The sequence below is a fragment of the Streptomyces sp. O3 genome, assembly GCF_054788135.1.
Genome location: NZ_JBTVYK010000003.1, coordinates 1 through 14770 on the forward strand (window position 1 = coordinate 1; position 14770 = coordinate 14770).

Genomic DNA, 14770 nt, shown 5'->3' on the forward strand with positions numbered 1-14770 from the left:
TTGTAGAGCTGCCACAGTTCGGGGCGCTGGCGGCGCGGGTCCCACTGCGAGAACTCGTCCCGGAGGCTGAACACCCGTTCCTTGGCGCGGGCCTTCTCCTCGTCGCGGCGGCCGCCGCCGAACACGGCGTCGAACTTCTCCGCCTGGATCTTCTCGGTGAGCGGCACGGTCTGCAGCGGGTTGCGGGTGCCGTCGGGGCGTTCCCTCAGCCTGCCCGTGTCGATGTACTCCTGCACCGAGGCGACGTGCAGCCGCAGCCCGTGCCGGGCGACCGTGCGGTCACGGTAGTCGAGCACCTCGGGGAAGTTGTGCCCGGTGTCCACGTGCAGCAGCGAGAAGGGGACCGCCGCGGGGGCGAACGCCTTCAGCGCCAGGTGCAGCATGACGATGGAGTCCTTGCCGCCGGAGAAGAGGATCACCGGCCGCTCGAACTCGCCCGCCACCTCGCGGAAGATGTGCACCGCCTCGGACTCCAACGCGTCCAGATGGCTCAGCGCGTAAGGGCTGGCGCCCTCAGGATTCGGAACAGCTTCGGTGATGGTGGTCGCGGTGGTCACGCCAGTCCCCTCTCGGTGAGCAGCGCGTGCAGCGCGGCTGCGGACTCCTGAACGGTCTGCTGGTGCGACTCGATCCGCAGATCGGGGGCCGCGGGCTCCTCATAGGGGTCGTCGACGCCGGTCAGGCCGGAGATCTCACCGGCCGCCTGCTTGGCGTACAGGCCCTTGACGTCACGCTCGGAGCACACCTCCACCGGGGTGGCGACGTGCACCTCCAGGTACGGGGTGCCCTCGCCCTGGTGGCGCTTGCGGACGGCCGCGCGGCTGTCCTCGTACGGGGCGATGACCGGCACCAGGGCCTTGACGCCGTTGGAGGCGAGCAGTTCGGCGACGAAGCCGATGCGCTGCACGTTGGTGTGCCGGTCTTCGCGGGTGAAGCCGAGGCCCGCGGAGAGGAATTCGCGGATCTCGTCGCCGTCCAGCACCTCGACGCGGTGGCCGTCGGTGCGCAGCCGGTCGGCGAGTTCGTAGGCGATGGTGGTCTTGCCGGCGCTGGGCAGACCGGTGAGCCAGACAGTGGCTCCCGTCATGTGCTTCTCCTGAAAGTTCGTCACCCGTGCAGCCCGCATTCGGTCTTGGCGCGGCCCGCCCAGCGTCCGGCGCGGGCGTCCTCGCCGGGGGCGACCCGGCGGGTGCAGGGCGCGCAGCCGATGGAGGGGAAGCCGTCGTCGAGCAGCGGGTTGGTGAGGACGCCGTGTTCGGCGATGTACGCGTCGACGTCGTCCTGGGTCCAGCGGGCGATCGGCGAGATCTTGACCTTCTGCCGCTTCTCGTCCCAGCCGACGACCGGGGTGTTCGCCCGCGTCGGGGACTCGTCCCTGCGCAGCCCGGTCGCCCAGGCGTCGTAGGCGGCCAGGCCCTGTTCCAGGGGCTTGACCTTGCGCAGCGCGCAGCACAGGTCGGGGTCGCGGTCGTGCAGCTTCGGGCCGTACTCGGCGTCCTGTTCGGCCACGGTCTGTACGGGGGTGAGGGTGATGAGGTTGACGTCCAGCACCGCGCCGACCGCGTCGGCGGTGCCGAGGGTCTCCGGGAAGTGGTAGCCGGTGTCGAGGAAGACGACGTCGACGCCGGGCAGCGCGCGGGAGGCGAGGTGGGCGACCACCGCGTCCTCCATGGAGGAGGTGACGCAGAAGGTCTTGCCGAAGGTCTCGGCCGCCCAGCCGAGGATCTCCAGCGGGGAGGCGTCCTCCAGTTCGCGTCCGGCGCGCTCGGCGAGCTCTTTGAGCTCGGCCGCCGTCCGGCGGCTTCCCTGAACGGTCGTCATATCTCTTCCCCTCCGTCGGAGTCACGCGTCAGTCCGCGGGTCAGCAGCCCGAGGAACTTCAGCTGGAAGGCGCGGTTGCAGGCGGCGCATTCCCAGGCGCCGTGCCCGGTCTCGTTGGGGCGCAGGTCCTCGTCGCCGCAGTAGGGGCAGTAGAAGGGGGCGGCTCGCTCGCTCATGAGAGGGCCTCCTCGGATGCGCGGGCGGCCCAGGTGGCGAACCGTTCGCCGTCCGCGCGCTCGGCCTGGAAGCGGGTGAGGACCCGCTCGACGTAGTCGGGCAGCTCGGCGGAGGTCACCTTCAGGCCGCGGACCTTGCGGCCGAACCCGGCCTCCAGGCCGAGCGCGCCGCCGAGGTGCACCTGGAAGCCCTCGACCTGTTCGCCCTGGTCGTTGAGCATCAGCTGGCCCTTGAGACCGATGTCCGCGACCTGGATGCGGGCGCAGGCGTTGGGGCAGCCGTTGATGTTGATGGTGATCGGCTCGTCGAACTCGGGGATGCGGCGCTCCAGTTCGTCGATCAGCGAGGCGCCGCGGGCCTTGGTCTCGACGATGGCGAGCTTGCAGAACTCGATGCCGGTGCAGGCCATCGTGCCGCGCCGGAAGGGCGACGGGTTGACCCGCAGGTCCAGCGCCTCCAGGCCCGCCACGAGCGAGTCGATCCGGGACTCTTCGACGTCGAGCACGATCATCTTCTGCTCGGCGGTGGTGCGCAGCCGCCCGGAGCCGTGCGCGGCCGCGACCTCGGCGATCTTGGTGAGGGTCGTGCCGTCCACGCGCCCGACGCGAGGGGCGAAGCCGACGTAGAAGCGGCCGTCCTTCTGCCGGTGCACGCCGAGGTGGTCGCGCCAGGTTCCGGCGGGCTGCTCGGGGGCGGGGCCGTCGATCAGCTTGCGGTTGAGGTACTCGTCTTCGAGGATCTGCCGGAACTTCTCCGGGCCCCAGTCGGCGAGCAGGAACTTCAGCCGGGCGCGGGTGCGCAGGCGGCGGTAGCCGTAGTCGCGGAAGATGCCGATGACGCCGCCGTAGACGTCCGCGACCTCGTCCAGCGGCACCCAGGCGCCGAGCCGCTGGCCGAGCTTGGGGTTGGTGGAGAGGCCGCCGCCGACCCACAGGTCGAAGCCGGGGCCGTGCTCGGGGTGGCGGACGCCCACGAAGGCGATGTCGTTGATCTCGTGCGCGACGTCGAGCTGCGGGGAGCCGGAGACGGCCGACTTGAACTTGCGCGGCAGGTTGGAGAAGTCGGGGTTGCCGATGAAGCGGCGCTGGATCTCGTCGATGGCGGGGGTGCCGTCGATGATCTCGTCCGCGGCGATTCCGGCGACCGGGGAGCCGAGGATCACGCGGGGCGTGTCGCCGCAGGCCTCGGTGGTGGACAGGCCGACCGCCTCCAGGCGGCGCCAGATCTCCGGCATGTCCTCGATCCGGATCCAGTGGTACTGGATGTTCTGCCGGTCGGTGATGTCGGCGGTGCCGCGCGCGAACTCCTGGGAGATCTCGCCGATGACGCGCAGCTGCTCGGTGGTCAGCCGCCCGCCGTCGATCCGGACCCGGAGCATGAAGTACCGGTCGTCCAGCTCCTCCGGTTCCAGGATCGCGGTCTTGCCGCCGTCGATGCCGGGCTTGCGCTGGGTGTACAGACCCCACCAGCGCATGCGTCCGCGGAGGTCGGCGGGGTCGATCGAGTCGAATCCGGCCTTGGAGTAGATCGTCTCAATACGTGTCCGCACATTGAGACCGTCGTCGTCCTTCTTGAACTGCTCGTTGCCGTTGAGCGGAGTGAAGTGCCCCACGGCCCACTGACCCTCGCCACGGTGACGGCCCGCCTTGCGGCGTGGCGTGGCGGCAGCGGGCTTCTCCGGGGTGGCGGCCATGGCGATTACGTCCTTCTGAACAGCGGGAAAGCGGATCTGACCTGCGCATATAGCGGCGTGCGGCAGTACGCGCGCGGCGTTGCGCGGTGGCGGTCAGGTAAGGGGGTGCGACGGCGAGAGCTGGTCTGTCAGCCCGCCGAACAGATGGCGCTGGACATGCGGCCGAGGTCGACGTGCCGCCGACTCACCAAGGCAATTCCAGCTCGAGACATGACGGAAGCGTGGCACGGGACTTTAGACCCAGTCCACCTTAGTCCGATATATGGACAACACTGTCCCGAGGATCGAGACAGTGTGTCCTTGATCACTCCGTGTTCGCGTAGCGATCGCCTGGCGCGCGTCAGCCCAGCGCGCCCGTCCACGGGCCGGGCGTGGCGACGTCCGGCTCCTCTTCCACCGTGGTGTCGAAGAGCCGGAATCCGCGCCGCAGGTAGTTGTCCATGGCGTGCTGGCCGTCCTTGCTGCAGGTGTGCACCCAGACCCGCTTGGTCGCGGTGCGCCCCGGCCAGCGCTCGGCGAGGTCCCAGGCTCGGGCGACGCCGTACGAGAGCAGATGGCCGCCGATCCGCCGCCCCCGGAACACCGGGAGCAGCCCGAAGTAGGCGATCTCGACGACGCCGTCGTCCTGGGCCGCCAGCTCGATGAACCCGGCGGGCGTCCCCTTCTCGTAGGCGACCCAGGTCTCGATGCCCGCACGCTCCAGGTACGCGCGCCACTGGTCGTAGGTCAGGCTGAGCCGGTCGGTCCAGTGAATGTCACCGCCGACCGCCGTATAGAGGAAGCGGCTGAACTCCGGCGACGGCACCTCGGCCCGCACGATCCGTACGTCCCCCTCGGGCTCGGCGGCGGGGCGCAGGTCGGCCGGAGCGGTCTGCTCCAGGTACCAGGTGGTGACAGTGATGTTCATGACTGCCAGGGAACCATGCCCGCCGACCAGGCGGGTTCTGGGCCTGCCCGGTCGATCAGTCGTAGCTGAGGGCGCCGGTGCGGGTGCGCTTGAGCTCGAAGAAGTCCCGGCGGCCCGCGAGCGTACGCACCGCGTCGAACAGCTCCGCCGCCTCCCGGCCGCGCGGAATCGAGCCGAGCACCGGGCCGAAGAAGGCCACGCCGTCGATGTGCAGGGTCGGTGTGCCGACGTAGGCGTCGGCGGCGGGGTCCTTGCCCATGTCGTGGCTGCGCCGCAGGGCCGCGTCGTACTCCGTCGAGTGCGCCGCGGCCGCCAGCTCGGCGGGGAGGCCGAGCTCGGCCAGCGACTCGGCGACGACGGCGTCGAAGTCCTCGTTCTTCTCTCGGTGGATGCGGGTGCCGAACGCGGTGTAGAGGTCGCGCAGCGTCCCGTCGCCGTGCCGCTCGGCGGCGGCGACGGCGACCCGTGCCGGGCCGGTCGACTTGTCGACCAGCTCGCGGTACCACTCGGGCAGGTCGTTGCCCTCGTTGTGCAGATACAGGCTCATCGCGTGGAAGCGGACGTCGAGGTCACGGTGTGTCTCGGCCTCCAGGAGCCAGCGCGAGGCGATCCAGGCGAACGGGCAGGCGGCGTCGAACCAGAAGTCGACACGGGTACGGGCGGCGGGGAACGCGTCGGACACGGTGTGCGTGGTGTGCGCGGAGTCAGTGGTGGTCATACGGGAGAAGCTAGTCCGGGAGTGGCCTCGGTCCCTGGTCCATTCCGCACCGCTTCGCCTGGGCCATTCGTCAGCCTCGCGGAAGCCCTTTGACCTGGGAAGAGGGGGCGGCCTAGCCTCGCCAGGTGACTCCCGAGCTGCGTACGGACCGCCTGTCCCTGTCTCCCTATGTACACACCGACGAAGCCGACTTCGTGGGGTTCTTCACGGAACCACGGGTCGCGCGGTGGTTCGGGAACGACTCAGCGCGGGAGCTGCGGGCCGTATGGGGCCGGGTCTTCAGCCTGGTGTACCCCGAGGACCGCTTCCAGGTGTGGGCGGTGCGGCACGAGGGGCGGTACGTCGGCCATGCCGAGATCAAGCCGTCGCCCGAGCCCTGGCTCGACGGCCACGAGATCGTCTACGGGCTCAGCCCCGACAGCTGGGGGCAGGGCTTCGGCTCGGAGCTGGTGCGGGCCCTCACCTCGTACGGGCATCAGGAGCTCGGCCTGCCTGAGGTGCACGCGACGGTGGACGCGCGGAACAGCGGCTCGCTGACCGTGCTGAAGAAGGCGGGCTACGTTCATGTCCGGGATGTCCCGGAGGACGACGGGGCCACGACGCAGCTGCTCACCCACCGGCGGGGCTGACCGCCGCCGTTCCGGCCGGAGAGGTCAGCCGCCGGTCAGCTCCATGAGTTTGGCGACGGTGTTCCAGTTGCGGGTGGTGGCGACGGTGCCCTTCAGCAGCGCGGGTCTGGCCAGGGCTTCGGCGAGCTTGGAGCGGCCGAGGCCGTTCGGCGCGTAGAGGTAGAGCGCGCGGTCGCCGAGCCGGAAGTCCTCGGGCGCGTAGGCGGCCGGGTCCACGGACGCGAACCGCTCCGGCTCCACCGGCCGCGTGAAGAACGTGACGTGGAGCTGCTTGCCCTCCAGCGACGCGGCCGGATAGGGGCAGGCGTCGGCGACGGCCCGCAGATACGCGCCCGTGCGGACCAGGCAGTCGACGGAGAAGCCGAAGCGGTCGGCGATCGCCGTGCCCAGCTGCTCGGCGAGCGCGTCCTCGTCGTCCGACGCGCTGGTGAAGACGGCGTTGCCGCTCTGTAGGTAGGTGCGGACTTCGCCGAGACCCAACTCGTTGAGCAGAGAGCGAAGTTCGGCCATTGGGACCTTCTTGTGGCCGCCTACGTTGATGCCGCGCAGCAGGACTGCGTACGTCGTCGTCATGCGCACACGATAAGAGACGTCTCCCCGGTACGAGCCCTAGCCGTCTGACAATTCCCGTCGTCGCGAGGCAGACGGGAATTGTCAGACAGGGCCTAGCCGGGAAGCTCGGCTTCGATCAGGTCCGCCGCGCGCTGGGTGCCGCCCTCCTGGGCGGTCTGGCGCTGGAGCTCCCGCAGCCGCTCGGCGACCCGCTCGTCGCCGGTGAGCGCGAGCACCGCCTCGCGCAGCGCCTCGGGGGTCGCCTCGTCGGTCGGGATGTGGCGGGCGACGCCGAGCGCCTGCAGCATGTCGGCGTTGCCGAACTGGTCGACGGCCTGCGGAACCGCGACCATCGGGGTGGCCGTGGCGAGGCCCTCCTGGCTGCCGCCCGCGCCCGCGTGGGTGATGAAGACATCGGCCTCCCGGAGGATGGCGAGCTGCGGCACCCAGCGGTGCACCTCGACGTCGGCGGGGAGTTCGCCGAGTTCGTCGATGTCCACGTGCTGGCCGATCTGCAGGACGAGATGCCAGCCGGGCAGTTCCCGGAAGGCCTCGACGCAGGCGCGGTAGAACGCGGGCTGCTTGGTGAACGTGGAGCCGAGCGAGACCAGCGCGACCTTGTCGGCGCCTTCGGGGCGCTGCCAGTCGCCCTGCTCGCTTCGGTCGCCCTGGCAGGCGCCGACGAAGGTGTAGACGGACTCGTCGACTCGGTCGGCGTGAGGCTGCAGCGCCTTGGGGATGACGACGACGCACCGGTCGGGGTGGCCCATGAAGCGCTCGACGGTGAGGTCCAGGCCGTTCTCGGCGATCCAGGCGTGGAAGTCGTCGTAGAAGGCCTGGCCGCGGGCGGTTGAGCGGAGCGTCGCGTACATCTGGTCGGCGACCTCCTCCTCGTAGCCCTTCCAGGCCACCAGGTTCGGCGAGAGCTGCACGATCGGGACGCCCCAGCGGTGCGCGAGCACCCGCGCCGGGTACGCGGTGATGTCGTAGAGCACCAGGTCCGGTTCGTCGCCCGCGTAGAGGTCGGCGAGCTGCGGCAGGGCCTGGACCGCGTCGGTCAGGAACGGCTCCAGATTGTCGACGAGTTCGGTGCCCCAGGCGTCCGGGTCGTCGTCGGTGGGCAGGGTCGAGCGCCAGATCCGGGGCTCGGCGCCGGTGGCGGCGACCTTCTCGGCGAAGGCCTCGGGGATCGCGTAACTGACGCGGTGTCCACGGGCGACGAGCTCCCGGATCACCTCGAGACTCGGGTTCACATGTCCGTGGGCGGCGATGGAGAACATGGCGATATGAGCGGGCTTGCGACTGGTCATGATCGAAACCTTAACGAGACGATACGTATCGTGCAAGCGTTTTTCTCCGGGACTTGCGAGACTGTCGCGGACGGCATGAGTACGGCGGAAGGCAAGTGATGGACGAGGCGCGCGCACGGGATGTGCTGGCCGCGGCGGGCCTGGCCCCGGACGCCGAGCTGCTGGCCCTGGGCGAGAACGCGGTGTTCGCCGACGGCGAGTTGGCCGTCAAGGTCGGCCGGGCGGCCGCCGAGCTGCTCGACCGCGCCGCACGCGAACTGCGCGTCGCGGGCTGGCTGGAGAAGTCGGGCGTCCCCGCGGTACGGGCCGCCGAGCCGGAGCCCCGCTCGGTCGACGGGCATCCGGTGACCCTGTGGTACCGCCTGCCGGAGCCGGTGCGCCCCGCCGGGCCAGCCGATCTGGCCGCCCTGCTCCGGCGCGTGCACACGCTGCCCGCGCCTTCCTTCGCACTGCCACGCCGTGAGCTGCTCGGTGGCGTCGAACGCTGGCTGCGGCTCGCGGGCGACGCGATCTCCCCGGCCGACGCGGACTATCTGCGCGAGCGCCGGGACGGTTTCGCGGCGGCCGTGGCCGCGCTGGACCCGCACCTGCCGGTGGGCCCCATCCACGGTGACGCGCTCCCCCGCAACGTCCATGTCGGCGCGGACGGCCCGGTGCTGGTGGACCTGGAGACGTTCGCCGCCGACCTCCGGGAGCACGACCTGGTGGTGATGGCCCTGTCCCGCGACCGGTACGGCCTGCCCGGCGCCGCCTATGACTCCTTCACCGCCGCGTACGGGTGGGACGTCCGGGAGTGGGCGGGCTGCGCCGTGCTGCGCGGGGCGCGGGAGACCGCGAGCTGCGCCTGGGTCGCCCAGCACGCACCGAGCAACTCCCGTGCCCTGGCGGAGTTCCAGCGCCGGGTCTCCTCACTCCGCGACGGCGACACCACGGTGCGCTGGTACCCGTTCTGACCTGCTCCCGGCACGCGTACGCGGTCCGCCGGGCAGGGGTGGGGTGGGGCGCGGTGGGATCAGGTCAACGTCAGGGTCAGGTGCGCAGGGGCCACCGGCCGTCCACGACCGCGTCCGCGTCGCCCTTGCGGCGCAGGAAGCTCTGAAAGCTCTCAGCCCATCGCGCGTACCACTCGATCTGCCGGCGGTGCAGCTCCGCGGGTCCGAGCGAGGCGACCTTCGGATGCCGCTCGGCTATCGCCCGAGCCACCCGCGCCGCGGCCAGGGCGTCCGCCAGCGCGTGGTGCGCGGAGTCGAGCGCGACGCCGTACTCCGCGCAGACCGCTTCCAGCGTGCGCTTGCCCTTGCGGTACTTGTCCACGGCGCGGTCGATCGTGTACGGGTCGACGACGGGGCCCGGATCGATGCCGCCCAGCCGCTCACGCAGGGACGGCAGGCCGTGCCGTCCGAGCTCCGCCGCGAGCAGGGACAGATCGAAGGCCGCGTTGTACGCCACCACCGGTATCCCCTCCAGCCAGTAGCCGGTCAGCGCACCGGCCAGTTCGTCTGCGACCTGGTCGGCCGGGCGGCCTTCGGCCGCCGCCCGCTCGTTGGTGATCCCGTGTACGTCCACGGCGTCCTGCGGGATGACGACCCCCGGATCGGCCAGCCACTCCCGCCGTCCGGCCGGTTCGCCGTCCTTGACCTCCACCAGTGCCCCCGTCACGATCCGCGCCTCGTGCGGGTCGGTGCCTGTGGTTTCCAGGTCGAAGCCGATCAGCAGCTCCTGGTGCCAGCTCATGGTGGCCCCCCTCCTTCGTGGTGCTCCCCCGTTTTCCTACTGGGCTCCACCCTCGCACGCACCACTGACAATCCACTCTCCGCGGCCGTCGGGGCGGCCGCGGCAGAGGCTCAGGACACCCGCGGCTCAGGACACCGGCCGCGAGTCGGCCCAGGCCGCTTCAAACTCCTCGCGGTAGGTCGCGAAGAGCCCGTGCTCGCCGCTCTCGGCGTGTTTCACCACCCGGCCCCCGCCGCGGAGCACCAGCACCGGCGCCTCCATGCCGCGGGTCCTGCGCAGATAGGACTGCACGATCGCGATGCCGTCCGGGCCGTCCCCGTCGACCAGATAGGCCGTGAAGCGCGGGGTCTCGTCGAACACCTGGATCTCGAACGCCTCCGGGTCGCGCAGCCGCGACCGCACTCGCCGCATATGGAGGATGTTCATCTCCACCGCGCGGCTCAACTCGCCCTTCTTCAGGCCGAGCTCCCGCTCCCGGCGCTTGACCGCGCTGCTCGCCGGGTTGAGGAACAGCAGCCGCGCCCGGCAGCCGGACTCCGCGAGCCGCACCAGACGGCGGCCGGAGAAGTTCTGCACCAGGAGGTTCAGGCCTATCCCGATGGCGTCGAGCCGCCGCGCCTCGCCGAAGAGGTCCTCGGCGGGGAACTGCCGCAGCAGCCGCACCCGGTCCGAGTGCACCCCCACCACATCCGCGTACCGGTCCCCGACCAGGTCCTCGACGGCGTCCACCGGCAGCCTGCGGGAGGAGGGCACATCGGAGTCGGCGCCCAATATCTCCAGCAGCCGGGCCGCGGCGCGCTCCGCCTGGGCGAGCACGGCCTGGGACAGCGCGCGGTTGCGCGACACGACGTTCCGGGTGACCTCCAGCTCGTCCAGGGCCAGTTCGACGTCCCTGCGGTCGTCGAAGTACGGCTCGAAGCACGGCCAGTGCTGCACCATCAGCTCACGCAGCTGCGGCAGCGTGAGGAAGCTCAGTACGTTGTCGTCGGCGGGGTCGAGCAAGTACCCCTTACGGCGGCTGACTTCACGTACCGCGACGGCGCGCTGCACCCACTCCTGCCCGGTCGGCCCGGCCGCGGCGACCACCCAGTCGTCGCCGTGCACCGGCTCGTAGACCGGGCGCAGCACCGCGGCGACGACCGCGCGCAGCCGCTGCTCCACCAGGTTCAGCCAGACATAGGCCCGTCCGGCGCGCTGGGCGCGCGTCCGTACCTCGCGCCAGGCTTCGCTGCCCCAGTCCAGTTCGGGTCCTATCTGGTTTCCCGCGTCCATCGACCGCGCCAGGGAGACCGCTGAGGGCGGAACCTCCACGGAGTCCCCCTCCCGGACCGGGTCCCGACCCGATTCGCCTGGGGGCAGCTCCAGCCCTCCCGAGCTCACCCGTGCACCGCCTTCCGCCCCCTGAGGCTCCTGCGAGCCCCCTGCCCGACCCCGTTCACGATCAAGGAAGGGTACTCCGCGAGCGGCGGGCGGTGCAGCCCGATGGGCGCACTCCTAGGCCGGGGCGCTCACTGCGCGGAGAGCAGGTAGCTCACGGAGCCGAAGGAGACCTGGTCGCCCTCCTGGACGATGGCGGCTCCGATCACCCGCCTGCCGTTCACCGTGGTGCCGTTGGTCGAGCCCAGGTCGTACAGCACCCATCGGCCGCTCTGCACCCGCAGTTCGGCGTGCGTCCGGGAGACGGACTCATGGCTCAGCCGCAGTCCGCTGGCCGGGTCGCGCCCGATCCGCAGCGGGTGCGGGGCCGGAGCAGGCAGCAGCAGCTTCGGCAGCCGCTCGGCCTGCCAGGCTCTGCGCACCCGTACCGTGAACGCGGACATCGAGCCCACCGCGCCGGTCACCAGCCGCGTCAGCAGGCCCTGCCGCTGGGGCAGATCGGCGGTGAGCGCGGACAGCTCGTCCAGCCCGCGGGCGCCGAGCGCGAGCCCCATGCGGCGTACGAAGGTGTCGTGTGACAGCCTGCCCTGGACCGCGCCGTCGCGCAGCAGTCGAAGCGCCTTGTCTCGCTCGGCGTCGGAGACCCGCTCGGGGTGCGTAGGGAACTCGAATGACGATGTCACCTCGCGATTGTCAGGTAGCGGGGCCGGAGTGTCCAGCGACCCGGAACTTCCGTCCCTTCGCTGACCTGCGCGAACTCATGTTCCGGCCGATCAACGCGCTGGACGTGGCGGCGGGTTGCCCGTAGGGTCGGCGCGAAGCCGACACCGCGGGAAGACCACAGCAAACCGCGGGAAGACCGCAGGAAGGAGGCCAGAGCCGTGTGTTTCGCCGACGTGTACCCGTGCTCCCGCCCCGCCTGTGCGGCGTCCCCGCTCGCTCGGGGATGACCGGGAGCGCGACCAGGCCTTCCGGAGGATTTTCCCCATGACCGATCTGGTCATCCGCCCGCTCACCGAGAGCGACGCTCACCTCTTTCACACCCTCGCCGACCCCGGTCTCGTCGGCCGGATCGTCACCGGCACCCCGTACCGCACCGTCGCCCAGGGCGGCGACTACCGCCCCGAGTGGACCTATGTGGCGCTGCGCGACGGTGAGGTCGTGGCGCGCGGGGCGTGGTGGGGCGGGCCCGACGACACCGCCCCGGTCAATGTCAACTGGCTCGACTTCGCCGACGGCGAGCAGGAGGCCGGCGCCGAACTGCTGCGCCGGGCGCCGTTCGACGTCGAGTACGAGCTGATCCTGCCGCCCGGCTGGCGCGAGCACCCCGAGACTCGCGCGGCTGGCGAGGCGCGGGTCGCGGCGGCCGAGGCCGCGGGCAAGCGCGTCCTGGCGGAGCGCTGCCGCTACGCGTGGACGCCCGAGCGGGGCCTGCCCGAGCGTCCGGGGCGGCTGGTCTTCCGCGCGGAACAGGACGACCGGGTGCTCCTGGACGTCCTGCGCAGGATCAACTCGGCCACGCTCGACGCGCACGCGCTGCACGCCACCGCCGAGCACGGCCTGGACACGGCCGCGCGGGAGGAGCTGGACTATATCCGCTGGTGCCCCGAGGCGTGGCCGCAGCTGGCCTTCACGCCGGGCGGCGAGCTGGTCGGGCTGCATCTGCCGTGCCGTATCCCGTCCGGCCACGCCGCCGGGTACATCGGGGTCGTGCCCGAGCAGCGGGGGCACGGATACGCGTACGACCTGGTGGTCGAGTCGACGCACTTCCTGGTGGAGCGGGGCGTGACCCAGATCGTGGCGGCGACGGACGACGGGAACTTCCCGATGCTGGCGCACTTCGCCAGGGCGGGCTACCCGATCGTCCAGAAGCGCATCGACCTCGTCTGACGCCGCCTCCGGCGAGCGGCCCGCACGGACTTTCTTGATCGATCTCGCCCGTTCGCCCAGCGCGTCGGCCTCTTCTCCCGCACGATGGACGCCAGGACGCAGGCGTGGGGTCAAAGGGGACGAGCGGCGTCGACGGGACGAGGGAGACGAGGGGGAACCGTCCGTGCGGTTCGAGGTGTGGGCACCACAGGCAGACCGGGTCGCGCTCCAACTGGAGGGCGCTACACACGCGTTGGAGCGCGACCCGGAGCGTACGGGCTGGTGGGCGGGCGAGGCCGACGCGGGCGACGGAGCGCGCTACGGCTTCGTGCTCGACGACGGCCCGGTGCGCCCCGATCCACGCTCGGCGCGGCAGCCGGACGGACCCGACGGGCTGAGCGCCGTCGTCGACCACGACCGGCACACGTGGCGCGCCGAGTGGGCCGGGCGCGGGCTGCGGGACGCGGTGCTGTACGAGCTGCACATCGGGACGTACACCCCCGCTGGCACGCTGGACTCCGCGACCGAACGGCTCGGGCACCTCGCCGAGTTGGGCGTCACACATGTCGAGCTGATGCCGCTGTGCCCGTTCCCCGGCCGGCACGGCTGGGGGTACGAGGGCGGCGGGTCCCCGTGGGCCGTGCACGAACCGTACGGCGGCCCTGAGGCACTGAAGCGCCTCGTCGACCGGGCGCATGAGCTGGGCCTGGGTGTGGTGCTCGACGTGGTGCACCATCATCTCGGCCCGTCCGGGGGCCATCTCTCCGCGTTCGGGCCGTACGTCACCGACGCCCACCGCACGCCTGGGGACGCCGCCGTCAACCTGGACGCACCGGGTTCGGACGAGGTCCGCGCGTATCTCGTCGGCAGCGCGCTGTCCTGGCTGCGGGACTACCGGATCGACGGGCTGCGGCTCGACGCCGTGCACGCGCTGCGCGACACCCGCGCCCGGCACTACCTGGAGGAGCTGTCGGCGGCGGTGGACGCGCTGGCCGACGACGTCGGGCGCCCGCTGTTCCTGGTCGGCGAGTCCGACCTGGGCGACCCGAGAGTGAGCACGCCGCGTGCGGCGGGCGGGCTCGGGCTGCACGCCCAGTGGAACGACGACTTCCACCGCGCCCTGCACACCGCCCTGACCGGCGAATCCCAGGGCTGCTACGCGGACTTCGCGCGGGCGCCGCTGGCCGCGCTCGCCAAGACGCTCAGCCGCGGATTCTTCCACGACGGTACGTACTCGGCGTTCCGCGGCCGCAGCCACGGCCGCCCGGTGGACCGTACGACGACGCCCGCGCACCGCTTCGTCGGATTCGCCCAGGCGCACGGCCGGATCGGTGACCCCGCCCTGGGCGACCCCGCCCTGGGCGACCGCCTCTCGGCCACGCTCTCGCCCGGCCTGCTGGCCTGTGCCGCCGCGCTCACGCTGACCGCGCCGTTCACGCCGATGCTGTTCATGGGCGAGGAGTGGGGGGCGCGCACGCCATGGCGGCACTTCACGGACCGTACGGACCCGGCCGGCCTGGACCGCTCCCGTCTCGACTGGAGCGAGCCGGAGCGCGAACCGCACGCGCGGCTGCTGGCCTGGTACCGCGAGCTGATCGCCCTGCGCCGCGCCCAGCCGGACCTGACGGACCCGGACCTCGCGGCGGTCCGCAGCGCCTACAGCGAGTCGGCGCGCTGGTTCGCGTTCCGGCGCGGTGATCTGCGGATCGCCGTCAACCTCGGTGCGGAGCCGGCCGAGATCCCGTTGCGGAACGGGCCCGAGCGGGTGCTCGCGGCGTGGGGCCCGGTCGAGGCGCCGGGACCGGACGGGCGGCTGCACGTGCCGGGCGAGTCATGCGTACTGCTGACGCCCGCCAAGTCCTGAGCGGTCACGGGTGTCTGTGCACGGCATCTGACGTACGCGCACCGCCTGTTTTGCCGTATCGGCAATGATGTTTGCCGCTTCTGGCGGCCGTGTCGCAGCCTGGCTCCGTTCGATCCCCG

General features: G+C 71.5%; 17 protein-coding genes. 4 read left to right on the plus strand and 13 right to left on the minus strand.

The genetic code is table 11. The features are described from left to right. The 8 genes from cysD to ACX6XY_RS02510 form a co-directional block, all read right to left on the minus strand. A partial coding sequence (cysD, locus tag ACX6XY_RS02475; protein ID WP_460326117.1) for a sulfate adenylyltransferase subunit CysD occupies positions 1 to 539 on the minus strand: 539 nt, incomplete at its 3' end. A gap of 14 nt (positions 540 to 553) precedes the next feature. Then, positions 554 to 1087 carry an adenylyl-sulfate kinase gene (gene cysC, locus ACX6XY_RS02480; protein ID WP_460325789.1) on the minus strand — a complete coding sequence of 178 codons (534 nt, stop codon included), beginning with the start codon at positions 1085 to 1087 and terminating at the stop codon, positions 554 to 556. A gap of 20 nt (positions 1088 to 1107) precedes the next feature. Then, the gene (locus ACX6XY_RS02485; protein WP_460325791.1) at positions 1108 to 1821 is read right to left on the minus strand and encodes a phosphoadenylyl-sulfate reductase; all 714 of its coding nucleotides are present in this window, start codon (positions 1819 to 1821) and stop codon (positions 1108 to 1110) included. Next, positions 1818 to 1997 carry a hypothetical protein gene (locus tag ACX6XY_RS02490; RefSeq protein WP_460325793.1) on the minus strand — a complete coding sequence of 60 codons (180 nt, stop codon included), beginning with the start codon at positions 1995 to 1997 and terminating at the stop codon, positions 1818 to 1820. Before ACX6XY_RS02490 ends, ACX6XY_RS02485 begins: the two co-directional genes overlap by 4 nt. Continuing rightward, positions 1994 to 3691 (minus strand): nitrite/sulfite reductase, encoded by a 1698-nt coding sequence (locus tag ACX6XY_RS02495; protein WP_460325795.1) that lies wholly within the window; start codon positions 3689 to 3691, stop codon positions 1994 to 1996. The genes ACX6XY_RS02490 and ACX6XY_RS02495 overlap by 4 nt, the downstream gene beginning before the upstream one ends. Before the next feature lie 128 nt (positions 3692 to 3819). After that, positions 3820 to 3903, minus strand: coding sequence for a putative leader peptide (locus tag ACX6XY_RS02500; protein WP_359331488.1), 84 nt, complete (start codon positions 3901 to 3903; stop codon positions 3820 to 3822). A gap of 128 nt (positions 3904 to 4031) precedes the next feature. After that, positions 4032 to 4598, minus strand: a complete 567-nt coding sequence (locus ACX6XY_RS02505; RefSeq protein WP_460325797.1) for a GNAT family N-acetyltransferase — start codon at positions 4596 to 4598, stop codon at positions 4032 to 4034. Between the two features lie 55 nt (positions 4599 to 4653). Then, the gene (locus ACX6XY_RS02510; RefSeq protein ID WP_460325799.1) at positions 4654 to 5316 is read right to left on the minus strand and encodes a mycothiol-dependent nitroreductase Rv2466c family protein; all 663 of its coding nucleotides are present in this window, start codon (positions 5314 to 5316) and stop codon (positions 4654 to 4656) included. A 125-nt stretch (positions 5317 to 5441) separates the two neighbouring features. Here ACX6XY_RS02510 and ACX6XY_RS02515 point away from each other — a divergent pair, with 125 nt between their 5' ends. Next, the gene (locus ACX6XY_RS02515; RefSeq protein WP_460325801.1) at positions 5442 to 5945 is read left to right on the plus strand and encodes a GNAT family N-acetyltransferase; all 504 of its coding nucleotides are present in this window, start codon (positions 5442 to 5444) and stop codon (positions 5943 to 5945) included. Positions 5946 to 5969: 24 nt separating this feature from the next. Here ACX6XY_RS02515 and ACX6XY_RS02520 read toward each other — a convergent pair whose 3' ends face one another. Together ACX6XY_RS02520 and mgt are read right to left on the minus strand one after the other, a co-directional pair. Beyond that, positions 5970 to 6518, minus strand: coding sequence for a DUF1697 domain-containing protein (locus tag ACX6XY_RS02520; protein WP_460325803.1), 549 nt, complete (start codon positions 6516 to 6518; stop codon positions 5970 to 5972). Positions 6519 to 6610: 92 nt separating this feature from the next. After that, complete coding sequence (gene mgt / locus ACX6XY_RS02525; RefSeq protein ID WP_460325804.1) at positions 6611 to 7807, minus strand: macrolide-inactivating glycosyltransferase; 1197 nt, start codon at positions 7805 to 7807, stop codon at positions 6611 to 6613. A 98-nt stretch (positions 7808 to 7905) separates the two neighbouring features. Here mgt and ACX6XY_RS02530 point away from each other — a divergent pair, with 98 nt between their 5' ends. After that, positions 7906 to 8760: a phosphotransferase enzyme family protein gene (locus ACX6XY_RS02530; protein WP_460325806.1), complete on the plus strand. Its 855-nt coding sequence runs from the start codon at positions 7906 to 7908 to the stop codon at positions 8758 to 8760. Positions 8761 to 8836: 76 nt separating this feature from the next. Here the strand turns inward: ACX6XY_RS02530 and ACX6XY_RS02535 are convergent, their stop codons facing one another. The 3 genes from ACX6XY_RS02535 to ACX6XY_RS02545 form a co-directional block, all read right to left on the minus strand. Next, the gene (locus ACX6XY_RS02535) at positions 8837 to 9541 is read right to left on the minus strand and encodes an exonuclease domain-containing protein (protein WP_460325808.1); all 705 of its coding nucleotides are present in this window, start codon (positions 9539 to 9541) and stop codon (positions 8837 to 8839) included. Positions 9542 to 9667: 126 nt separating this feature from the next. Then, complete coding sequence (locus tag ACX6XY_RS02540) at positions 9668 to 10921, minus strand: SAV2148 family HEPN domain-containing protein (RefSeq protein WP_460325810.1); 1254 nt, start codon at positions 10919 to 10921, stop codon at positions 9668 to 9670. A 128-nt stretch (positions 10922 to 11049) separates the two neighbouring features. Continuing rightward, the gene (locus ACX6XY_RS02545) at positions 11050 to 11601 is read right to left on the minus strand and encodes an FHA domain-containing protein (RefSeq protein WP_460325812.1); all 552 of its coding nucleotides are present in this window, start codon (positions 11599 to 11601) and stop codon (positions 11050 to 11052) included. Between the two features lie 304 nt (positions 11602 to 11905). Between ACX6XY_RS02545 and ACX6XY_RS02550 the strand changes: the two genes are divergently transcribed. Both ACX6XY_RS02550 and treZ read left to right on the plus strand, forming a co-directional pair. Further along, positions 11906 to 12808 carry a GNAT family N-acetyltransferase gene (locus tag ACX6XY_RS02550; RefSeq protein ID WP_460325814.1) on the plus strand — a complete coding sequence of 301 codons (903 nt, stop codon included), beginning with the start codon at positions 11906 to 11908 and terminating at the stop codon, positions 12806 to 12808. 163 nt (positions 12809 to 12971) lie between these two features. Then, positions 12972 to 14651, plus strand: a complete 1680-nt coding sequence (gene treZ, locus ACX6XY_RS02555) for a malto-oligosyltrehalose trehalohydrolase (protein ID WP_460325816.1) — start codon at positions 12972 to 12974, stop codon at positions 14649 to 14651. Positions 14652 to 14770 lie beyond the last annotated feature (119 nt).